The organism is Flexivirga sp., from assembly GCF_035551235.1.
In the GTDB taxonomy this organism is placed as follows: Bacteria; Actinomycetota; Actinomycetes; order Actinomycetales; family Dermatophilaceae; genus Flexivirga.
This window is the reverse complement of sequence record NZ_DASZNO010000005.1, coordinates 1-20,286: the sequence shown is the minus strand read 5'-3', so window position 1 is coordinate 20,286 and position 20,286 is coordinate 1. Positions and strand designations below refer to the sequence as shown.

The window sequence follows — 20,286 nt, the reverse complement described above, 5'->3', positions numbered from 1 at the left end:
TCAGGCTCCTGCTAAGTTCGGACGGAATGCAATGTCAAGCATGCCGTCTCGCAGCCGCGCACCCGACGGGCGGCATCGCTGCAATGCAGACGGCAACTCCAGCAGCGACTGGTGCCCGCATGCGCTGAGCGTGAGGCTGTGTCCGGACCAGTGGATCTTGAGATCTCGAAAGTCGCTGAGCGGCAACGGCATTCGCATCCGGTAACCCTCCGCCGCGTCCGGCTGGATGCGCAACGGCGGCTGGCCGTCCTGCTCGAGTCCGGCGAGCATGTCCTTCTGTGCAAGGCGCGGCACACCGGGCAGCACGTCGCTCGCGCCATCCAGACCGATGACGCCACGCACTCGCACGCCGCTGAGCCCCACGCCGACGCCGAGTCGCGCCGTCTTGCCCTCGTCCCCGGCGACCAGCAACGCACCGCCGGAGCCACCGCACACGTCATGACGTATGCCGCGGGCCCGCTGTGCAGCCGACTGCAGTTGCTCCAGCAACGCCGGACCGGACCGTCGCCCGCCGAGGGCCGCCAGCAGTGGCCGACTCGTCCGCAACCACCCGGTGCCGAGACGCGAGAGCCGCAGGAGGGTTCCGGGCAGTGTGCGAGCCAGTCGTGCCAGCTCGGGACCGGCCGTGCCGGAGTCGATGACGACCAGGTGATCCGCGGGCAGACCGACCGGGATCGACCAGAGCAGTTTCAGTGCCGAGGCCGTCGCCGTATGGCGCAAGGGGTCGATCAGGTCGGCGGAGGCACCGAGCGCCTCGAGCACCCGACGGGCACCATCACCACCATCGGTGTCGTGAGCGGTCGCGTGCAGCACCGACGACTCGCGGCAGCGCGCACCCGCTCCGTCATACGGGTCATCGTCCAGAACGGTGACGCCGCTGCCGTTGGCGGCGAACTCGTCGGCGACGCGCGCAGCTGTGGTCGACGCTCCCGCTCCGCCCGGTCCGACGACCAGCAGAACGCGAGGAGCCATCAGGCCTCGACGCGCTTCTTCAAGCCCTTCAGGGCGGTTTCGATGATCGTCTTCTCCGCCTTGCGACGAATCATGCCGATCACCGGGAGGCTCAGGTCGACGGTGAGCTCATAGACGACATTGGTCGTCTCGCTGTCGCCGGTCAGCCGGTAGACGCCGTCGAGTGACTTCAGGATGCTGGACTTCACCAGCTCCCAGGACACGATTCCGGTGCCGTCCTCGGCGACGTCCCACGTGTAGGCCAGCACGTAGGTGTCCTTGATGACACCGGCATCGAGCGTCAGCCGGACCTGCAGCGGCCAGCCCTGCTCGTCCTCGCTGAGGACCTCCGCCTTCTTGATCTGGCCGGTCCACTCGGGGTAGCCATCGAAGTCGGCGATCACGTCGAGCACCTCGGCGGGCGCGGCGTTGATCGAGACGGAGGACTTGGTGCTGTCAGCCATGCCGGGGAGCCTACCTGCCGGCTGAGGGCGGTTGTCGGCGCGTGACCGATCAGCTGCCGGCTGGTGGTGCGGTGCTGCCGGCCGCAACCTGCGTGCGAAGGAACCGTTGGAAAGGTTGCCGCAACGAGCCGGTCGATGTGCCGAAAGCCGCAGCGAAATCAGCGTGTTCGCCCGTGTCGGCCGATCGCACGAAGCCGGTGAACCGGGCGGTCCCGAAGCGCTCGACGAGGAACGCGCACCACGCGTAGGCCTCCTGGTATGCCGATTGTGGAGCGGACCGGAAACGCGCATCCGACGGTGGGCCCGTGGGTAGGTCGCCGGAGCGTACGGCCGCGGCGAGTTGGGGCGCCAGCCGAGGTAGTCCGAGGCCGGTTGAACGGTAGGCGGTGAACTCCGCCGAGCCCTCCACCACCCATCGGGCAAGAGCGCGGTCTCCCGCTTGATGTAGTGCGACGTGTGTCAGCTCATGGGTGAGCACGACCACCACGCCCTGCCCGGTCACCTGGGTGAACAACGCCGGCGACAGCACGACCCGGCCCGCTGCCGTCGTGGTGGCGGCGACCTGCGCCCCCGGCTCGGCAGAGCCTCCCTGGGCTCGAAACCCTGCCTCGTCGGCGGGCACCTCGATGTGCACCGGACCGGTGAGCACCGAACTTCCCCATATCTCCCGGACCCGACCCACTGCCGTCCGGGCGTCGGAGGCGACCCGTCGCAACCGGGCCTCGGTTGCGGTGCCGGAGACCACGAGCTGCCCGTCGCGCACCGTGTGCGCGGCAGCCCTAGACGTGGGCGAACGGGACGTCGTTGCGGATGTCGAAGCGGACTTCGATGCGGACTTCGATGCGGACTTCGAGACGGGTGTCGCAGCTGACGTCGTCGACGACGAACAGCCGGTGATCACCCCGCTGAGCAGCGCCCAGCCGACGCAGCACGCCATACGGCGCGTGATCGCCTGCCGGGTCGCCATCTTCACCCGGTCGACCGTAATGGCTTCCAGGGTTCGAGCCGTGCGGTGGCCGACACCGCTTCCTGTGCGGAGATCAGGCCGGCCGACGCGAGGGTGTCGACCGCGCGTCGCTCGTCGCTGTCCAGGCGCTGCTCCAGCGGTGCGAGCTGCAGCAGCGCGGTCACCATGCACTCGGCGCATTGCCGGTCGCGCACGGGGCAGGTGTCGCAATCGATGCGCATGTCATCACCTCTTCGTTCCTGGTCGTTAAATCAACCTTCGACTCGAACGCTAGGGCGGACGTGTGACAAGGCCCTGCGCGATGCCGTGACCACAGCGCCGGACAACTGCTCGAGGGAGGCGGTACGCAACCGCCACGCCTGCCAGTGGAGCGGCACGTCGGCGACGTGGTCACGCACGACCCGCACGAGCTCCCCTTCGTCGATCCGACGGCGCACCTGCGCCACCGGCAACATGCCCCAGCCGAGCCCGGCGGCCACCGCGGCGGCGAACGCCTCCGACGACGGAACCTCGTGCAGTGCGCCCGTCGCACGCACACCACGCGCACGCAACAGCTCGTCCTGCAGGTCGTCACGCTCGTTGAACCGCACCATCGGCATCGCCGCCAGATCGACCGTGCGACCACGGCGGTAGCGCTCCCGCAATTGCGGCGCACACAGCGGCAGGTATCGCATGGTCCCCAGCTGTATGACGGAACACCCCTGCACTGCAACGGGATCCGACGTGATGGCGGCGACCACCGCTCCCGACCGCAGCAGGGCACTGCTGTGGGCCTGGTCCTCCACACGAAGGTGCAGCGCGATGTCCGGCCATCCCGCCGCCATGTGCAGGACGTCCTCGAACCAGGTGGCGAGGGAGTCTGCGTTGACCGCGACCGCCAGGGCATCGACACCGCCGGGACGCAGGCCGAGCTCCGCGAGCGCCTCCTCCTCCAGGGCCATCCGTTGCCTGCCGAGGCGAAGCAGGACCTGCCCGACTTCCGTCGGCCGGACCGGCGAACTCCGTTGCACGACAACGGCGCCCACCGCCATCTCCAGTGCGCGGATCCGTTGGCTCACCGCCGACGGAGTGATCGTCAGCCGCCGCGCCGCTGCCTCGAAGGTGCCCTCGTCCGCTACCGCGACGAGCGTACGGAGTTGTTCGTCCTGCATGAAGCAACACTAATGGTTCATCAAAAACATTCGCTTTCCTGAACTCGCTGCCGATCATAGGTTGGGGCCCATCATGCTCAGCGCACTCCTCACCGGCCTGTTCACCGGACTCTCCCTGATCGTCGCCATCGGTGCGCAGAACGCCTTCGTACTGCGACAGGGCCTGTCCCGCGAGCACATCGGCACTGTGATCCTGATCTGCATCGCCGGTGACGTCCTGCTGATCACCGCCGGGGTCGCCGGTGTGGGCGCGGTCATCCAGAGCCATCCCGCGGTGCTGACCGTGTGTCGTTGGCTGGGCGCGGCATACCTCGTGTGGTTCGGGATCCGCTCCCTGCTCGCCGCGCGGCATCCGTCCACGCTCGGCACCGGCACGCCCGCGGCGCGCGGGTCCGTGGCGGTCGTCGCACTGACCATCACGTTCCTCAACCCGCACGTCTACCTCGACACCGTGCTGATGCTCGGCAACATCGCCAATCAGCAGGGCACCACCGCTCGCTGGTGGTTCGCGGTGGGCGCCTGCCTCGGCAGCATCGCCTGGTTCACCGTCATCGGGTATGGCGCCCGCTACGCCGCGCGATGGATGAGCCGACCCGGCACCTGGCGGGTGCTGGACGTACTCGTCGGCCTCACGATGCTGACCGTCGCCCTGCTGCTCGTTCTGGGTTGAGCGCAGCGGCGCGCCCCGACGCGCTTGTCACACCTGCGCCCTACCTTCGTCGGTATGACCTCGCCCGCTGCGATCCAGTCGACGTTCGACGACCTGGGCACCCCGCTCGCCGACGTCACCTTCGTGGTGCTCGACCTGGAGACCACCGGTGGCAGCGCGACGGAGTGCCAGATCACCGAGATCGGCGCGGTCAAGGTGCGCGGCGGCCAGCAGCTGGGCGAGTTCCAGACGCTGGTCAATCCCGGTGAGCCGATCCCGGCCTTCATCTCGGTGCTGACCGGCATCACGAACCCGATGGTCGCGACTGCTCCGCACATCCGCTCGGCACTGCCGGCGTTCCTCGAATTCATCGGCGACGCGGTGCTGGTCGCGCACAACGCACGGTTCGACATCACCTTCCTGAAGGTCAATTGCGAGCGGCTGCAGCTGTCCTGGCCGAACAACACGGTGCTCGACACCGTCCATCTCGCCCGGCAGCTGGTGACCCGCGATGAGGCCCCCAACCACAAGCTCTCCTCGCTGGCACGCGTCTTCAGCACTCGGGTGACTCCCGACCACCGGGCGTTGCACGACGCGCAGGCCACCGTCGACGTGCTGCACGGGCTCATCGAGCGGGTCGGCAACCTCGGCGTGCACACCCTCGAGGAGCTGCGGTCCTACACCTCACGGGTCACGCCCGACCAGCGGCGCAAGCGCTTCCTGGCCGACTCGTTGCCGTCGGCGCCGGGTGTCTACATCTTCAAGGATGAGCACGGCGAGCCGCTCTACATCGGCACTTCCATCGACATCAAGCGGCGGGTTCGCAACTACTTCACCGCCAGCGAGCAACGCACCCGGATGGCCGAGATGGTCCGACTGGCCACGTCGGTCACCCCCATCGTGTGCCACACGACGCTCGAGGCGCAGGTCCGCGAGCTGCGACTGATCGCCGAGCACAAGCCGCGCTACAACCGTCGGTCGCGGCATCCCGAGCGGGCGATGTGGCTCAAGCTGACGGCCGAGGCCTTTCCCCGCCTGTCGATCGTGCGCACCGTGCGCGACGACGGCGCCACCTACGCCGGCCCCTTCACCTCACGCGCGGTCGCCGAGCAGGCCGTCGCCGCGGTCCACGAAGTGGTGCCGCTGCGGCAGTGCACCAGCCGCCTGTCCCGCAAGGGCACCGGGTCCGCCTGCGTGCTCGCCGAGATGGGGCGCTGCGGTGCTCCGTGCGACGGACGGCAGTCCCCCGACGACTACGCCGAGATCGCCGACCGGGTGGCTCGCGCACTGGACGGTGACGGCCATCAGGTGATCGACGCACTGGGCGACCGGCTGCGCAGCCTCGCGGCCGACCAGCGCTTCGAGGACGCCGCGGTGGTCCGCGACCGCATGCTCGCGCTGGTGCGGGCCGCTGCGCGCTCCCAACGTATGACGCCCCTGGCCACCAGCCCGGAGATCATTGCGGCGGCGCGCACGCCCGCCGGCGGCTGGGAGTTCACCTGCGTCCGCTACGGCAGGTTCGCCGGTGCCACGGTCTGCCCGCCACGGTCCGATCCGCGCAGATACATCGCCGCCCTCCGCGAGAGCGCCGAGCAGGTCGAGCGTCCGCAGGTTCCTGTCCCGGCGGCCACCCATGAGGAGACCGAGAAGATCCTGCGCTGGATGGAGCAGCCCGGGGTGCGCGTCGTCGACATCGACGGCGTGTGGGTCTGCCCCGTCGGCGGTGCCGTCGGGGCTCAGGAATCACTCGACGACGCGATGGGCGAAGGGATGACCGACCGCGGCGATGCAGTCGGCTTCGACGACAGCTCCACCTGGCGGGGACGCAAGCGGGCAACTGCCTGAGACGAGCCCACGACATACTCCGGAGAGCGAGGTGTGTCCCGGGAAGTAGCTGCGGGAGCAGAGCGGAGGAGAAACTTCCGGGGTGACACTAAGCTGACGACATGATTTCTGCGATCGTGATGATCAAGGCCGACGTGGACCGCATACCGGAGGTCGCTCAGCAGATCTCCGAGATCGACGGCATCGCCGAGGTCTACAGCGTCACCGGTGACATCGACCTGATCGCGGTCGCCAAGGTGGCGCGGCACGAGGACTTCGCCGACGTCATCGCCGACCGCCTCAACAAGGTCGAGGGAGTGCGCGATTCACAGACGCACATCGCGTTCCGCACCTACTCCAGCAAGGACCTCGGCGCAGCATTCGCCATCGGCCTCGACGACTGACTGTGCCTTTGGCTCGACTCCTCGCAGCCCGGCGGTGGCGCTAGCTCGCAAGCTCGCCGCGCGCCCATTCGCCGGACTGGTCGTCGTCTCGCGTTCACGCCCGTGCCTGAGGTGACTCAGCGACGCGCAGCTTCGGTCGCGGTGGCCCACCGGTCGACCGCAGCCGTCGCAGCTCCGGAGTCGATCGCATCGCGGGCTCGGGCGATCCCGGCATCGAGAGCGGCGTCCAGGTCGTCATACGCACCGAACCGACCCGGCCCGTCGCCGCCGGCCACCACGGCCAGCGCGAGTCCGGCATTGAGCAGCACCGCATCGCGCACGGCACCGGGCGCCCCGGAGAACAGCTCCCGGGCGATCGCGGCGTTGTGCTCCGCGTCACCACCTCGCAGGGCTTCGATGCCGACGAGTTGTATGTCGTGGTCGCGCGGATCGAGCGTGTGGATGCTGACCTCACCATCGGCCACCCAGTGCACGGTCGAGGTCGTCGTCACCGTGACCTCATCGAGCCCGTCGTCACCGCGGGAGACCGCGGCGTTGCGACCGCGCTCGGCGAAGACACCGGCCATCAGCGGCAGGATCGACGCGTCCGCGACGCCGATCGATGCGAACTGCGGTGCCGCCGGGTTGGTCAGTGGGCCGAGCACGTTGAACGCCGTGCGGATCCCGAGCTCGCTGCGCGTCGGCGCCGTGAACCGGAACGACGGGTGGAACGTCTGGGCGAAGCAGAACGTGATGCCGGCCGACTTCGCCACCGTGGCCACCTGGTCCGCCGTGAGGTCCAGGCGCACACCGAGAGCTTCCAGCACGTCGGCCGCGCCGGACTTGGAGGACGCGGCTCGATTGCCGTGCTTCACCAGGGTCACGCCGGCCCCCGCGCAGACGATCGCCGACATCGTCGAGATGTTGACCGTGTGCGCTCCGTCACCGCCGGTGCCGACGATGTCCAGAATCGTGCCGGGAACCCGGATCGGCACAGCGTGCCGGATCATCTCGTCGGCCAGACCGCGCAACTCATCGACCGTCTCGCCCTTGGCGCGCAGGGCGACGAGGAATCCGGCGATCTGCGAGCCGGTGGCTTCACCGGACATGATCCGGTCCATCGCCCACCCCGCCTGCGGCGCGGTCAGATCCCGGCCGTCGAGCAAGGTGTTGAGCAGAACCGGCCAGGTGGTGTCCGCTGCCATTGCGGTGCGATCGCTCAGGACGCGGCGCCGCGACGCACCAGGTCGGCGATCGCCGACCCGATCGTGAGCGGGTCGATCGGGTGCGGGACCGCAGCGTCACACTGCGACCACACCGCGAGCCAGCCGTCGGAGGGACGGCCGGTGAGCACCAGGACCGGCGGGCAGTCGAAGACTTCGTTCTTCAGCTGCCGGCACAGGCCGAGGCCGCCGAGCTTGGCCGCTTCGCCGTCCAGGATGAGCAGGTCGTACTTCTCCTTGTCGACGGCCTCCACGACCGCCGCGGGAGTCGCACACTCACGCCAGCTGGTGATCTCCACATCCTTGGCCGGACGACGCCCGACCCCGAGACGTACGGCGTCGCGCGTCGCGATGTCGTCGCTGTAGAGCAGGACGCTCAACTGGTGCACAGCACCCGTGACGCCCACTGCCGGGACCACTGCGGAGGAAGAGCTCATAACGCAGAATGCTACTGGTCCGGCCGGGCACGATCGACAGCAGCCATCCGTTCATCAGCACGAGACCGATACGTATGACGAAGCCGGATTCGCGCTGTCCGCGGCATCTGAGCAGAAGCCCTGGCACGAAAAGGAACTCGCCCCGAAGTCCAATCCCGTCGGACCGGGGGGTCGCTCGCGCATGCGCGCGCCGATGGGGCCATAATGGCGGACGTGGCGACCGCAACGACGGCTCATACGAGCGATTCCCGGATCCCGGCAGGGCATGGACCTGTCAGTCGACCCAACCTGACGGCAGTCGGCACCATGGTGTGGCTGGCCAGCGAGTTGATGTTCTTCGCGGGGCTCTTCGCGATGTACTTCACGATTCGCTCCGTCGCCGGGCCCCTGTGGGACGAGCGCACCAGTCATCTCGAGGTCGGCTTTGCCTTCGGCAACACCGTGATCCTGGTGATCTCCTCGATCTGGTGCCAGTTCGGCGTCTTCAAGGCCGAGGCCGGCAAGGCCCACCGCGACGGCAAGCTGTGGCAGCTCGGCTCGTGGGGCATGCGCGAGTGGTACGTCCTGGCCTTCCTCTTCGGCGCGATCTTCGTCTCCGGCCAGGTCCTGGAGTACTCCAACATGTTCGCCGAGGGCATCTCGCTGGACTCCGATGCCTACGGCTCGATGTTCTACATGACCACCGGCTTCCACGCACTGCACGTGACCGGCGGGCTGATGGCGTTCCTGATGATCATCGGACGCACCTTCACCGCCAAGAAGTTCACGCACCACCAAGTCACCGGCGCGATCGTCGTGTCCTACTACTGGCACTTCGTCGACGTCGTCTGGATCGCGCTGTTCGCCACGATCTACCTGCTCCAGTGACCGGCGACGCCCTGTTCTGGCCCACCCATCCCTTCAACGACGACAGGACGACTTCGTGAGTTCACTCGTTGCCCGCCGCCGGCACCCGGCAGCGATAGCGATCGTGTTGCTTCTCGGCCTCATCATCACCGGTGGCCTCTACGCCGCGTTCGCCCCCAAGAACGCCGACGCCGCAAGCAGCAGCACCCAAGCAGCTTCGGCCGGCCACAAGCTGTTCTTGTCCAACTGCGCGACCTGCCACGGCCTGGACGGTGCCGGTGGTGACGGTGGTCCGTCGCTGGTCGGTGTGGGCGCCGCAGCCGTCGACTTCCAGGTCGGCACCGGCCGTATGCCGCTGGCCAACCCCGGTGTCCAGGCCGAGCGCGGCACGCCGCAGTTCGACAACAAGGAAACCTCCCAGCTCGCGGCATACGTCGCCACGCTCGGTGAGGGCCCCTCGGTTCCGTCCTCGAGCCTGACCAGCGGTGGCGGTGACATCGCCAAGGGTGGCGAGCTGTTCCGCGTCAACTGCGCCATGTGCCACAACTTCGCCGGCTCCGGCGGCGCACTGACCCGCGGCAAGTTCGCACCGAACCTCATGGACGTCTCCGGGAAGCACATCTACGAAGCGATGCTGACCGGCCCCCAGTCGATGCCGGTCTTCAACAACTCCAACCTGACGCCGCAGGACAAGAAGGACATCGTCTCCTTCCTGCAGAACGTCAAGGCCGAGTCCAGCCCCGGCGGTTGGAGCATGGGCAACCTCGGCCCCGTGCCGGAGGGCCTGTTCGCCTGGACCATCGGCATCGGCATGTTGATCCTGATCGCTGTCTGGCTCGGTAAGAAGGCCGCCTGATGACTGATGACAACGAAAGTTTGATCCGCAAGGAGACCGCAGTGACCCATGACGAGTCCGGCCATGCGGTCGCGACCCGTGACGAGCACGCTCTTCCCGAGGTGTTCGAGAACCCAGGGCTGCCCGCGCACGTGCACCGCCAGGGCGACTTGGACGAGGCGGCCGCGCGGCGCAGTGAGCGACAGGTCGCCTCCTTGTTCGGCCTGTCGATGCTGGCGACGGTCCTGTTCGTCGTCGCCTACGCGGTGATCGGTGAGGACACCAACGTCACCCTCCCGATCCTCGGCAAGGTGCACGCGCTGCATGTCGCACTCGGTGTGACGCTCGCGGTGTCCCTGCTCGGCATCGGCCTCGGCGCGGTCCACTGGGCCAAGACCCTGATGTCCGACGAGGAGGTCGTCGAGGAGCGCCATACCCTGCGATCCGACGACGACTCCCGCGCCGGGTTCGTCCAGGAACTCACGGCCGGCGCCGAGTCCTCCCAGATCAACCGCCGCCCGCTGATCAAGTACAGCCTCGGCGGCGCGCTCGGCCTCTTCGCGGTGCCACTCGGCCTGCAGCTGGTCGGTGGCCTCGGACCTTTCAAGAACGACGTCGAGGACCTGCGTACGACGCTGTGGGACACCCAGGTTCCGGTCATCGGCGCAAACGGCAAGCCCGAGATGAAGAACGGCAAGCCCGTCACCCGCCCCCGCCGGCTGATGCGCGATCCCGACGGCACCGCCATCCGCCTGTCGGACGTCACCCTCGGTTCGGTCTTCCACGTGCTGCCCGAGGGCATCAACGACACGGAGCACCCCAGCAACGAGAAGGTCAAGGCAGCAGTCATCCTGATCTCGCTGCAGGAAGACCTGATCAAGAGCACCCGCGAACGTGATTGGGGCCAGGGCGGCGTCGTGGCGTTCTCCAAGATCTGCACGCACGTCGGCTGCTCGGTCGGCCTCTACGAGCAGACGACGCACCACCTGTTGTGTCCGTGTCACCAGTCGACCTTCGACGTGACCGAGGACTGCAAGGTCATCTTCGGTCCCGCCAAGCGTCCGCTGCCACAGCTGAAGATCGCGGTTGACGACAACGGGTACCTCTATGCACCACACGGCTTCGACGAGCCGGTCGGACCGAGCTTCTGGGAGCGTGGCTGATGAGCGAGCAGACCAAGGCACGCAGCACCGCCGACGCGTTGCGCGCGGACGACAAGAAGGACGCCCCCGCAGCGGGTGGCGGTCCTGTGGGCGCCGTCGGCAACTGGCTCGACGAGCGCACCGGCGCCGCCAAGGGCGTGCGCTACCTGATGAAGAAGGTCTTCCCGGACCACTGGTCGTTCATGCTCGGTGAGATCGCGATGTACTCACTGGTCATCCTGCTGATCAGTGGCACGTTCCTGACCTTCTGGTTCGTCCCGAGCATGGGCGAGACGACATACACCGGCTCCTATGTGCCGCTCAAGGGCATGCAGATGAGTGAGGCGTTCGCCTCCACGGTGAACATCTCGATGGACGTCAAGGGCGGCCTGCTGATCCGGCAGATCCACCACTGGTCCGCGCTGATCTTCGTCGTATCCATCGCGTTGCACATGTTCCGGGTGTTCTTCACCGGCGCGTTCCGCAAGCCGCGTGAGATCAACTGGATCATCGGCCTGCTGCTCGCGATGCTCGCCATGGTCGAGGGCTTCATCGGGTACTCGCTGCCGGACGATCTGCTGTCCGGTACCGGTATCCGCGCGATGCAGGGCTTCATCCTGTCGATCCCGGTCGTGGGCACCTACATGAGCTACATCCTCTTCGGTGGCGGGTTCCCGGGCGAGGACATCATTCCCCGGTTCTTCACCATCCACGTGCTGCTGTTGCCGGCGATCCTGGTCGGCTTGTTCACTGCGCACATCATCCTGGTGATGGTGCACAAGCACACCCAGTACCCCGGGCCCGGCCGGACCAACAAGAACGTCGTCGGCTTCCCGATGATGCCGGTCTACGCGGCCAAGGCCGGTGGCTTCTTCTTCATCGTCTTCGGTGTCACCGCGCTGATCTCGGGCCTGGTGTCGATCAACCCGATCTGGATGTACGGCCCCTACGAGCCCACCATGATCACCGCCGGTTCCCAGCCGGACTGGTACATGGGCTTCGCCGACGGTGCACTCCGACTGTTGCCCGGATTCCTGGAGTTCAACCTCTTCGGGAAGACGTGGAGCTTCAACATCATGATCGGCGCGATCCTGATGATCCCGATCCTGTGGACGATCATGGGCCTCTACCCGTTCGTCGAGAAGTGGGTCACCGGGGACAACGAGGAACACCACATCCTCGACCGGCCGCGCAACCGGCCGACCCGCACCGGTCTGGGAATGGCCGCCATCACGTTCTACGGCATCCTGTTCGCGGCCTGCGGCAACGACATCATCGCCATCAAGTTCCATCTCTCGATCAACGACATCACCCGTTCCTTCCAGATCGGACTGATCGTGATGCCGATCATCGTCTTCTGGGTGGTCAAGCGCATGTGCCTGTCGTTGCAGCGCTACGACCGTGACCTGGTCCTGCACGGCCGCGAGAGCGGTCGCCTGGTCCGGACGAACAGGGGCCGCTTCTTCGAGGCTCACGAGGACCTCAGCGAGTTCGAGCGGTGGCCGCTGGTCGCCTACGAGTCCCCGGCGCCGGTGGAGCTGACGTCGGAGACCGACGAGAACGGCGTGCATCGCAAGAGTGCCCGCAAGGATCGCATGCGGGCGCGCCTGTCGCACTACTACTTCAAGGACCGGGTCGAGCCCGTCACCCCGATGGAGTTGGCATCGGCACACCACGACGGTCACGCCGGCGAGGAGATCGAGTCGCACCCCGATGAGGCCGAGTCCGGTCACATGCACGGTGGTGCCGAGGAGATCGGGGCGGCACACGCTTACGGTCACCCCACGCCGCACGACAAGCAGGACTGAGCACCGCCCTCCCCCGACCGGGAGGGATGCGCAGCACCGAGAGGCCCATCCGCACACTGTGCGGGTGGGCCTCTCGGCATGCTCGGAGCGCGCGGCTCCTAAGCTGTTGTTCCACTGACCGGACGGAGCCCGCAGATGCCCATCGCCATGAGCCGTGAAGAGTTCGAGGACGCGGCCGCCGACGCCATGGACACGATTCCGCAAGAGCTGCTGGACCGGATGGACAACGTGGCGATCACCGTCGAGGACGAGCCACAGCCCGGCAGCGTCCCCGGCCTGCTCGGTCTGTATGTCGGAGTGCCCCTCACCGCGCGTGACTCGGGCTACGGTCTCGGCAACCTGCCGGACCGGATCTATATCTATCGCGGGCCGCTCACCCGCTACTGCCACACGCGCGATCAGCTGCTTCACCAGATCCGGGTGACCGTGCTGCACGAGATCGGCCACCACTTCGGCATCAGCGACGAGCGCCTGCACGAGCTCGGCTGGGGCTGAGCGCACTCCCCCGACGTCCCCACGTCCCGAAGTGACAACGGTCGCGCCTTCGGGACGGGATGCGGGCCCGGGAGTGTCCCGAAGTGACAACGGTCGCGCCCTCGGGACCGGATGCGGGCCCGGGAGCGTCCCGAAGTGACAACGATCGGGCCCTCGGGACGGGATCTGGGTCTGGGAGCGTCCCGAAGTGACAACGGTCGCGCCTTCGGCACCGGATGTGCGCTCTGGGAGCGTCCCGAAGTGCCGACGGTCGCGCCCTCGGGACGGGATCTGGGTCTGGGAGCGTCCCGAAGTGCCGACGGTCGCGCCTTCGGGACGGGTTCGCGCACAACGCAAGGCAAAAGCCGGCCCGCCATACAGCGTGTGTATGGCGGGCCGGCTTTCGGAGAGCGAGCTAGATCGAGTGCTCACCGTGGAAGTACTCGAAGACCCAGCCGATCGAGGCCAGCGCGACGAATGGCACCGCGAGCATGACCAGCCACCAGCCGACGGCCAGGCCAAGCGCAATGATGGCGAGCGACGCACCCAGGAAGAGCGGCCACCAGGAGTGCGGGCTGAAGAACCCGTAGTCGCCCTCGACGTCGGACTGCTCGCCCATCGGGTCGTCGTCGGGTCGCAGATCGATCTTGCGTCCGGTCCACCAGAGGAAGCCGGCGATCAGTGCACACAACGCACCCGAGAGGTAGAGACCGACCGAACCGACGGGCTCCTCCCAACCGCTGAAGTGGCCGTAGATCGTCCCCACAGCCACCATGAAGACGGTCAGGATGGCGAACAGTTTGTATTCGACCTTCATGGAACCCTCACTCACCCTTCTCGGGCTTGTCACCCATGAATGCTTGGTCGCCCCGGTCCGCGGGGCCGGTCAACTGTGCCAGCGTGTCCTCGGACGCCTTCACCGTCCAGGAGGCGGCCTCCGGGTGGTGCAGGTCGAACGCCGGGCGCTCGGAACGGATCCGCGGGATCGAGTCGAAGTTGTGTCGCGGCGGCGGGCAGGACGTCGCCCACTCCAGCGAGGCTCCGTAACCCCACGGGTCGTCGACCTCCACCTTCGGAGCGGTACGCCACGTCTTCCACACGTTGTAGATGAACGGCAGCATCGAGATGCCGAGGATCAGGGCGCCGACCGAGGAGATGTCGTTCATCCACTGGAAGTCGTCGGCCGGCAGGTAGTCGGCGTAGCGACGCGGCATGCCCTTCACACCCAGCCAGTGCTGGATCAGGAAGGTGCCGTGGAAGCCGATGAACAGCAGCCAGAAGTGCAGCTTGCCGAGTCGCTCGTCGAGCATCCGGCCGGTGAGCTTCGGCCACCAGAAGTACCAGCCCGCGAACATCGCGAACACGACCGTGCCGAACACCACGTAGTGGAAGTGCGCGACCACGAAGTAGGAGTCGGTGAGGTTGAAGTCCAGGGCCGGGCTGGCCAGGATGACGCCGGTCAGACCACCGAAGAGGAAGGTGACCAGGAAGCCGATCGCCCACAGCATCGGCGTCTCGAACGTCAGGGACCCGCCATACATCGTGCCGACCCAGTTGACGAACTTCACGCCGGTGGGCACCGCGATCAGCATCGTCATGATCGCGAAGAACGGCAGCAGCACCTGACCGGTGGCGTACATGTGGTGGGCCCACACGCTCACCGACAGCGCCGCGATCGAGATCGTCGCGAAGACGAGCGTCTTGTAACCGAAGATCGGCTTGCGCGAGAAGACCGGGATGACTTCGGAGATGATGCCGAAGAACGGCAACGCGATGATGTAGACCTCCGGGTGCCCGAAGAACCAGAACATGTGCTCCCAGAGCATCGCTCCTGCGGTCTGCGGATCGAAGACATGCGCACCCATGATGCGGTCGGCGCCGAGTCCGAACAACGCGGCGGCGAGCACCGGGAAGACGACCAGCACGAGGATCGAGGTGATCAGGATGCCCCAGGTGAAGATCGGCATCCGGAACATCGTCATACCGGGCGCGCGCATGCACACGATGGTGGTGATGAAGTTGACCGATCCGAGGATCGTGCCGAAACCGGCGAGCGCCAGACCGAAAACCCACAGGTTGCCGCCGACGCCGGGGCTGTAGGTCGCGTTGGACAGCGGCGCGTAGGCGAACCAGCCGAACGCAGCCGCACCCTGCGGGGTGATGAAGCCGGCGCTGGCGATCAGGCCGCCGAAGAGGTAGAGCCAGTAGGCGAACATGTTCAGCCGCGGGAACGCCACATCGGGCGAGCCGATCTGCAACGGCATGATCGCGTTCGCGAAGCCGGCGAACAACGGTGTCGCGAAGAGCAACAGCATGATCGTGCCGTGCATGGTGAACAGCTGGTTGAACTGCTCGGGGTTGTCGACGATCTGGAGGCCGGGCGACACGAGCTCGGCGCGGATCATCAGCGCGAGCACACCGCCGACCAGGAAGAACGCGAACGAGGTGATGAAGTAGAGGTTGCCGATGACCTTGTGGTCCGTCGCGGTGATCCACTTGACGAACGTGCGGCCGGGGTGGCGAGTTGACGACGGCGTGGTGGGACCGGACTCGTCGGTGCCGCCCGCGTCCCCGACACGTGGGGTGGCGATGCTGGCCATTACTTCGCTCCTTCGGTGACGATGTCAGAGCCTGTGACCCCGGCGGGCAGGTACTGCTGCATCTTCTTCTGGTCCTTGGCCTCGATCGTCGAGCTTTCACGAACGAGCGCGTTGGACAGGAAGCCGACGTTGCCCTTGTCGCGCAACTGCTGCATCTTCTTCTGGTAGTCGGCCTGGCTGACCACCTTGACGTTGAAGAGCATCTGCGAGTGGTAGGCGCCGCACAGCTCGGCGCACTTGCCCTGATAAGTGCCGATCTCGGTCGGCGTGACCTGGAACTTGTTGACCTTGCCCGGGATCATGTCCATCTTCTGCAGGAACTGGATCACCCAGAACGAGTGGATGACGTCCCGCGAGGTGAGGACGAACTCGACCTTCTTGTCGACCGGGAGGTAAAGCGTCGGGACGGTGCTCTCGGGGTTCGGCGCACTCATGTCCGCCTGCACGCCCGCGTCATAGACCTTGGAGTTGACGTAGTTGAAGTCCCACGACCATTGCTTGCCGACCACGTTGACCGTGACGGCGGGCTTCTGGCTCGTGTCGAGCATCTTGTTCTCCATCTCCACGGTCTTGCCGAAGAACACGGCAACCATGAAGATCGGCACGACGGTGAAGAGGATCTCGATCGGCACGTTGTAGGCCAGCTGCGGCGGCAGGCCGACATCGGTCTTCTTCCGCCGGTAGCGGATCATGCAGTAGATGATCATCGCCCAGGTGATCACACCGACGACGAGCGCCCAGACCCAGGCGGAGACCCAGAAGTCGGTGATCTCCTGACTGAGGCTGGTGACGCCCTTGGGAAGGTATCCACGCTTCTCCACAGGGGTACAGCCGGTCAGCAGCATTGCGCTGACCGCGATCAGACCTCCGAAGGCGATCTTGCTACGCCGCCGCCGTCCAGGAGCCTGGGAACGGGGCGCGGATTCCACGTTGGGTTTGTCAGATCCGGGCACAGGCAGACTCTATCCCAGCCGTATTCGAAGTCGACGTCAGGGCAGGCCTGTCGGAGGCATCAATTCGACTGTCCCAACGCCCAACTCGGCGAAAACGTGCCCGAGACCTCAGGAGGGGTCCGCCATGTCGTCCCAACACGGTGGCAACGGAGCGTGTGCGGCGCGCTGCACGCGACGCAGATAGTCGCGGCGCGGGATCTCACGGACCCCGAGAGTGGCGAGGTGCTCGGTCTGCCATTGCACGTCGATGAGCCGCCGGTCGTCGCCATCACCGAACACGAGTTCGGTCAATCCCCAGACGGCGACCTTCCCGGCATCGGTCGCTCGGTGGAACATGGACTCGGCGGCGAAGACACCACCGGTGCACACGCCATACAGGCCACCGGCGAGCCGGCCGTCCGCGTCCCAGGTCTCGACGGAGTGCGCCCAGCCGAGCCGGTGCAACTGCTCGTATGCCGCCCGGATGTCGGGGGTGATCCACCGGCCGGGCCGTGACGGATCGGCGCAGCCGTCGACGACCGCTTCGAAGGCGGTGTTGTAGGTCACCTGGAAGCGGTGTCGCGCCCGGCGCAGCGACCGTGATGCGTGGAAGTCGCCGGGCAGCAGCACGCCGCGGCGCAGCGGCGACCACCAGCCGATCGGCCGGCGGCCGTCGTCGCCGATCCCCATCGGGAACATTCCGGCGCGGTATGCCGCCAGGAGGGTCCCGGGCTGCAGGTCCGCGCCGACCGCGATGAGGTCCTGCGTGACGTCGTCCTGTTGTTGCTCGTCAAGGTTCCACCGGCTCGGGGCGGGTTCGACGGGCACGGCGGGTCTCGCGGGGTCAGCCGCGCGGGCAGTTCAGCAGCGGCTCGACGGTGGCGACGGTCTTGTCGCCATACGACTCGCCCAGGCGGGTGAGGAAGTCGGCCTTGCGCAGGATGTACTCCTGGGTGCCGACGGTCTCCAGGACATAAGTGGCCAGCATCGAACCAACCTCGGCGCAGGTGCGCAGGTCCAGCTCCCAGGTCAGCCCGGCCAGGAAGCCGGCGCGGAAGGCGTCGCCGACACCGGTCGGGTCCAGTCGGCGTACCTCGCGGGCGACCGGGACCTCGATCGGCTCCTCACCGCGGCGCAGGATGACGGCGCCGTCCTTGCCCTTGGTGATGACGCGGGTGCCGACCTGCTCCAGGATCTCGTCGGCCGACCAGCCGGTCTTCTGCTCGGTCATGTGCGCTTCGTACTCGTTGGTGAAGAGGTAGTCGGCGCCGCTGATCAGGTCACGGATGAACGGGCCGTCGGCGAACGCGAGCTGCTGGCTCGGGTCGGCGATGAACGGTATGCCGCGCTGGCGGCATTCGACGGTGTGCCGGCGCATGCCCTCCGGATCGGACGGACCGACCATCACCATGTCGAGGCCACCCACCCGTCGTGCGACCGGCTCGAGCTCGATCTCGCGGGCCTCGCTCATCGCGCCGGCGTAGAAGGTCGCGATCTGGGCCATGTCGTCATCGGTGGTGCAGACGAACCGCGCGGTGTGCTTGGTCTCGGACACGTAGACCGACTCACAGTCGACGCCGTGCCGCTCCAGCCAGGACCGGTAGTCGGCGAAGTCCTCGCCGACCGCGTCGACGAGCAGCGGATGCAGGCCGAGGTTCGCCATACCGAAACAGATGTTGGCGGCCACTCCCCCGCGCCGGATCTGCAGATCGTCGGCGAGGAACGACAGCGAGAGCTTGTCCAGCTGTTCGACGACGAGCGAGTCGGCGAAGCGACCCTTGAACGTCATCAGGTGATCGGTGGCGATGGATCCGGTCACGGCAATCTTCATGAGGAACAACCTAAGGGGCGGCGGCCCGCGTTGGCGAAGCGCCACCGGCGGAACGCGTCGCGGCCGGTCCTGCCCCCTAGACTCCCCGCCATGATCGATGCTGTCGCTGCCCTCCAGGCCGCTGTCCGGCGGCGCACGGTTGCCGGCGAGGCCAAGGACGGCGGTGAGTTCGACGGACTGCACGCGGACCTGCGCTCCCGGTTCCCGCGGTTGTTCGCCGCGTGCGAGCAGGTCGAGTTGCCCGATCATGCGTTGCTGCTGCGGTGGCCGGGCACCCATCCCGACGGGTCGACGGGCCGCCCGATCGTGCTGCTGGCCCACCAGGATGTGGTGCCGGTCAATCCGTGGGACGAGTGGACGCATCCGCCATACGACGGCGAGGTCGTTGACGGCGTCATCTGGGGTCGCGGCACGCTGGACTGCAAGGGCTCACTCGTCGCGATCTGCGCGGCCGTCGAGGAGTTGCTCGCCGCAGGATTCGTCCCGGCCAGGGACGTCTGGCTGTCGTTCGGTGCGGACGAGGAGGTGTACGGCAGCACGGCACTCGCTGCCGTCGATGCCCTCGATGCCCGCGGCGTCGAGCCGTGGTTCGTCCTCGACGAAGGCGGTATGGCGGTCAGCGGTGCCTTCCCCGGTGTGTCCGAACCGCTGGCGGTCATCGGCGTGACCGAGAAGGGGCTCGTCGAGCTGGAACTCATCGCGCGGGCCGAGGGCGGCCACGCCTCGATGCCACCGCGGAACAGCGCGCCGGCGAAGCTCGCACGGGCGATCCTCACCCTGGAGAAGCATCCGGCGCCCGCCCAGCTGCCGGAGCCTTCGCTCGCGATGCTGGAGCGGCTCGGGCCGCACGTGCACGGTCCGCTCGGTGCACTGGTCGGCAGGGCGGCGACGTTGCGCCGACCGTTGTCGAAACTCTTCGCCCGCCTGGGTCCGACCACCGCGGCGATGACACGCACGACCTACGCGATCACCCAGCTCAACGGCGCCCCGGCCAACAATGTGCTGGCGACGACCGCAACCGCCGGGGTCAATATGCGGGTCGCGGTGACCGAGACGGTCGACGATGCGGTGGACCGCGTGCGGACCCTGGTCGGCGAGGAGATCGAGGTGGTCGTCCGGACGGCCTACGAGCCGAGTCCGATCGCGGACCTCGGCGACGCCTTCGAGTTGCTGGAGCGCGTCACGCGCGAGGTGCTGCCGGACGTCGTTCCGGTCCCGTATGTCGTGATGGCCGCGACCGATGCCCGGCACTTCCAGCGGGTGTGGCACAACTGCTACCGGTTCAACCCATTCCGGATGGACGAGGCGCAGCGGCAGAGCCTGCACAGCGTCGATGAACGCCTTGGGGTGGACTCATTCCTCGAGGGGATCCGCTGGTACCGCGCCCTGTTGCAGGGGCTGTAGCGGCGCGGCGGCACTGGCGGCCGGACGGCGCGGTCCTTTTCGCGCGACGGTCGCGACAAAAAGACACGATCCGGCCCGACTTCGGTCCTTTTCCCGCAACCGTCGCGACAAAAGAACGCCACCTGACCCGGCTTCGGTCCTTTTCCCGCAACCGTCGCGACAAAAGCACAGGCGACAGCCACGACTTCACCGAACGACACGGACGGCCGCGAGGACGACGACTGGGCCCGATGCACACGGAGACACGGAGACTAAGGAATCCCCAGGTGACGGCCCACGACAACGCAACCGACCGACAAGCGGACGGCCGCGGAGGCGACAACCAAGACAGGGAGAGGGCGGCAACGAACTCGTTCGTTGCCGCC

21 protein-coding genes are annotated in these 20,286 nt (G+C 67.2%); 9 read left to right on the top strand and 12 right to left on the bottom strand.

Features of this window, described 5'->3' with window-relative positions:
• The 5 genes from VG502_RS00425 to VG502_RS00405 are packed head-to-tail and all read right to left on the bottom strand — an operon-like array spanning window position 1 to window position 3,533.
• A complete protein-coding gene (locus VG502_RS00425; RefSeq protein WP_325547661.1) occupies window positions 1-972 on the bottom strand; it encodes a hypothetical protein in 972 nt (323 codons plus the stop codon).
• Entirely contained in the window at window positions 972-1,415 is a 444-nt protein-coding gene (locus tag VG502_RS00420) for an SRPBCC family protein (protein ID WP_325547659.1), read from the bottom strand. The genes VG502_RS00425 and VG502_RS00420 overlap by 1 nt, the downstream gene beginning before the upstream one ends.
• A 49-nt stretch (window positions 1,416-1,464) precedes the next feature.
• Window positions 1,465-2,388, bottom strand: coding sequence for a hypothetical protein (locus VG502_RS00415; RefSeq protein ID WP_325547657.1), 924 nt, complete (start codon window positions 2,386-2,388; stop codon window positions 1,465-1,467).
• Window positions 2,385-2,603 carry a hypothetical protein gene (locus VG502_RS00410; protein WP_325547656.1) on the bottom strand — a complete coding sequence of 73 codons (219 nt, stop codon included), beginning with the start codon at window positions 2,601-2,603 and terminating at the stop codon, window positions 2,385-2,387. Before VG502_RS00410 ends, VG502_RS00415 begins: the two co-directional genes overlap by 4 nt.
• 30 nt (window positions 2,604-2,633) lie before the next feature.
• Window positions 2,634-3,533 (bottom strand): ArgP/LysG family DNA-binding transcriptional regulator, encoded by a 900-nt coding sequence (locus tag VG502_RS00405; protein WP_325547655.1) that lies wholly within the window; start codon window positions 3,531-3,533, stop codon window positions 2,634-2,636.
• Window positions 3,534-3,606: 73 nt separating this feature from the next.
• On the opposite strand from VG502_RS00405, the gene VG502_RS00400 reads away from it, so the two are divergent.
• The 3 genes from VG502_RS00400 to VG502_RS00390 all read left to right on the top strand — a co-directional run bounded on the left by VG502_RS00400 (window position 3,607) and on the right by VG502_RS00390 (window position 6,410).
• Window positions 3,607-4,203, top strand: a complete 597-nt coding sequence (locus VG502_RS00400) for a LysE/ArgO family amino acid transporter (RefSeq protein ID WP_325547654.1) — start codon at window positions 3,607-3,609, stop codon at window positions 4,201-4,203.
• A gap of 54 nt (window positions 4,204-4,257) precedes the next feature.
• A complete protein-coding gene (locus tag VG502_RS00395) occupies window positions 4,258-6,027 on the top strand; it encodes a DEDD exonuclease domain-containing protein (RefSeq protein ID WP_325547653.1) in 1,770 nt (589 codons plus the stop codon).
• A 101-nt stretch (window positions 6,028-6,128) separates the two neighbouring features.
• Window positions 6,129-6,410, top strand: coding sequence for an Lrp/AsnC family transcriptional regulator (locus tag VG502_RS00390; protein ID WP_325547652.1), 282 nt, complete (start codon window positions 6,129-6,131; stop codon window positions 6,408-6,410).
• A gap of 116 nt (window positions 6,411-6,526) precedes the next feature.
• Here VG502_RS00390 and trpD read toward each other — a convergent pair whose 3' ends face one another.
• Window positions 6,527-7,594 carry an anthranilate phosphoribosyltransferase gene (gene trpD / locus VG502_RS00385; protein ID WP_325547651.1) on the bottom strand — a complete coding sequence of 356 codons (1,068 nt, stop codon included), beginning with the start codon at window positions 7,592-7,594 and terminating at the stop codon, window positions 6,527-6,529.
• Window positions 7,595-7,608: 14 nt separating this feature from the next.
• Entirely contained in the window at window positions 7,609-8,049 is a 441-nt protein-coding gene (locus tag VG502_RS00380) for a response regulator transcription factor (RefSeq protein ID WP_325547650.1), read from the bottom strand.
• A 204-nt stretch (window positions 8,050-8,253) separates the two neighbouring features.
• Here VG502_RS00380 and ctaE point away from each other — a divergent pair, with 204 nt between their 5' ends.
• From ctaE to VG502_RS00355, 5 genes are all read left to right on the top strand, one after another.
• Window positions 8,254-8,916 carry an aa3-type cytochrome oxidase subunit III gene (gene ctaE / locus VG502_RS00375; RefSeq protein ID WP_325547649.1) on the top strand — a complete coding sequence of 221 codons (663 nt, stop codon included), beginning with the start codon at window positions 8,254-8,256 and terminating at the stop codon, window positions 8,914-8,916.
• A 55-nt stretch (window positions 8,917-8,971) separates the two neighbouring features.
• Window positions 8,972-9,751: a cytochrome bc1 complex diheme cytochrome c subunit gene (qcrC, locus tag VG502_RS00370; protein ID WP_325547648.1), complete on the top strand. Its 780-nt coding sequence runs from the start codon at window positions 8,972-8,974 to the stop codon at window positions 9,749-9,751.
• The gene (qcrA, locus tag VG502_RS00365; RefSeq protein ID WP_325547647.1) at window positions 9,751-10,893 is read left to right on the top strand and encodes a cytochrome bc1 complex Rieske iron-sulfur subunit; all 1,143 of its coding nucleotides are present in this window, start codon (window positions 9,751-9,753) and stop codon (window positions 10,891-10,893) included. The genes qcrC and qcrA overlap by 1 nt, the downstream gene beginning before the upstream one ends.
• Window positions 10,893-12,680, top strand: coding sequence for a cytochrome bc1 complex cytochrome b subunit (gene qcrB / locus VG502_RS00360; RefSeq protein ID WP_325547645.1), 1,788 nt, complete (start codon window positions 10,893-10,895; stop codon window positions 12,678-12,680). Before qcrA ends, qcrB begins: the two co-directional genes overlap by 1 nt.
• A 135-nt stretch (window positions 12,681-12,815) precedes the next feature.
• On the top strand, window positions 12,816-13,175 hold the full coding sequence (locus tag VG502_RS00355) for a metallopeptidase family protein (RefSeq protein WP_325547643.1): 360 nt from the start codon (window positions 12,816-12,818) through the stop codon (window positions 13,173-13,175).
• 394 nt (window positions 13,176-13,569) lie between these two features.
• On the opposite strand, the gene VG502_RS00350 is transcribed toward VG502_RS00355, so the two are convergent.
• The 5 genes from VG502_RS00350 to VG502_RS00330 form a co-directional block, all read right to left on the bottom strand.
• A complete protein-coding gene (locus tag VG502_RS00350; protein ID WP_325547642.1) occupies window positions 13,570-13,971 on the bottom strand; it encodes a cytochrome c oxidase subunit 4 in 402 nt (133 codons plus the stop codon).
• Between the two features lie 7 nt (window positions 13,972-13,978).
• Complete coding sequence (gene ctaD / locus VG502_RS00345) at window positions 13,979-15,754, bottom strand: aa3-type cytochrome oxidase subunit I (RefSeq protein WP_325547640.1); 1,776 nt, start codon at window positions 15,752-15,754, stop codon at window positions 13,979-13,981.
• Entirely contained in the window at window positions 15,754-16,683 is a 930-nt protein-coding gene (gene ctaC, locus VG502_RS00340) for an aa3-type cytochrome oxidase subunit II (protein WP_325547638.1), read from the bottom strand. Before ctaC ends, ctaD begins: the two co-directional genes overlap by 1 nt.
• Before the next feature lie 132 nt (window positions 16,684-16,815).
• Window positions 16,816-17,514 carry a leucyl/phenylalanyl-tRNA--protein transferase gene (gene aat / locus VG502_RS00335; RefSeq protein ID WP_325547636.1) on the bottom strand — a complete coding sequence of 233 codons (699 nt, stop codon included), beginning with the start codon at window positions 17,512-17,514 and terminating at the stop codon, window positions 16,816-16,818.
• 16 nt (window positions 17,515-17,530) lie between these two features.
• A complete protein-coding gene (locus tag VG502_RS00330; protein WP_325547634.1) occupies window positions 17,531-18,517 on the bottom strand; it encodes a carbohydrate kinase family protein in 987 nt (328 codons plus the stop codon).
• A gap of 90 nt (window positions 18,518-18,607) precedes the next feature.
• Between VG502_RS00330 and VG502_RS00325 the strand changes: the two genes are divergently transcribed.
• Window positions 18,608-19,921, top strand: coding sequence for a M20/M25/M40 family metallo-hydrolase (locus VG502_RS00325; RefSeq protein ID WP_325547632.1), 1,314 nt, complete (start codon window positions 18,608-18,610; stop codon window positions 19,919-19,921).
• Window positions 19,922-20,286: the final 365 nt, after the last annotated feature.

Excerpts from the sequence above, each read along its gene's own strand:
- VG502_RS00425 (WP_325547661.1), bottom strand. The coding sequence starts at position 972 with ATGGCTCCTCGCGTTCTGCTGGTCGTCGGACCGGGCGGAGCGGGAGCG.
- VG502_RS00420 (WP_325547659.1), bottom strand. The coding sequence starts at position 1,415 with ATGGCTGACAGCACCAAGTCCTCCGTCTCGATCAACGCCGCGCCCGCC.
- VG502_RS00410 (WP_325547656.1), bottom strand. The coding sequence starts at position 2,603 with ATGCGCATCGATTGCGACACCTGCCCCGTGCGCGACCGGCAATGCGCC.
- VG502_RS00405 (WP_325547655.1), bottom strand. The coding sequence starts at position 3,533 with ATGCAGGACGAACAACTCCGTACGCTCGTCGCGGTAGCGGACGAGGGC.
- VG502_RS00400 (WP_325547654.1), top strand. The coding sequence starts at position 3,607 with ATGCTCAGCGCACTCCTCACCGGCCTGTTCACCGGACTCTCCCTGATC.
- VG502_RS00395 (WP_325547653.1), top strand. The coding sequence starts at position 4,258 with ATGACCTCGCCCGCTGCGATCCAGTCGACGTTCGACGACCTGGGCACC.
- VG502_RS00390 (WP_325547652.1), top strand. The coding sequence starts at position 6,129 with ATGATTTCTGCGATCGTGATGATCAAGGCCGACGTGGACCGCATACCG.
- trpD (WP_325547651.1), bottom strand. The coding sequence starts at position 7,594 with ATGGCAGCGGACACCACCTGGCCGGTTCTGCTCAACACCTTGCTCGAC.
- VG502_RS00380 (WP_325547650.1), bottom strand. The coding sequence starts at position 8,049 with ATGAGCTCTTCCTCCGCAGTGGTCCCGGCAGTGGGCGTCACGGGTGCT.
- ctaE (WP_325547649.1), top strand. The coding sequence starts at position 8,254 with ATGGCGGACGTGGCGACCGCAACGACGGCTCATACGAGCGATTCCCGG.
- qcrA (WP_325547647.1), top strand. The coding sequence starts at position 9,751 with ATGACTGATGACAACGAAAGTTTGATCCGCAAGGAGACCGCAGTGACC.
- qcrB (WP_325547645.1), top strand. The coding sequence starts at position 10,893 with ATGAGCGAGCAGACCAAGGCACGCAGCACCGCCGACGCGTTGCGCGCG.
- VG502_RS00355 (WP_325547643.1), top strand. The coding sequence starts at position 12,816 with ATGCCCATCGCCATGAGCCGTGAAGAGTTCGAGGACGCGGCCGCCGAC.
- VG502_RS00350 (WP_325547642.1), bottom strand. The coding sequence starts at position 13,971 with ATGAAGGTCGAATACAAACTGTTCGCCATCCTGACCGTCTTCATGGTG.
- ctaD (WP_325547640.1), bottom strand. The coding sequence starts at position 15,754 with ATGGCCAGCATCGCCACCCCACGTGTCGGGGACGCGGGCGGCACCGAC.
- VG502_RS00330 (WP_325547634.1), bottom strand. The coding sequence starts at position 18,517 with ATGAAGATTGCCGTGACCGGATCCATCGCCACCGATCACCTGATGACG.
- VG502_RS00325 (WP_325547632.1), top strand. The coding sequence starts at position 18,608 with ATGATCGATGCTGTCGCTGCCCTCCAGGCCGCTGTCCGGCGGCGCACG.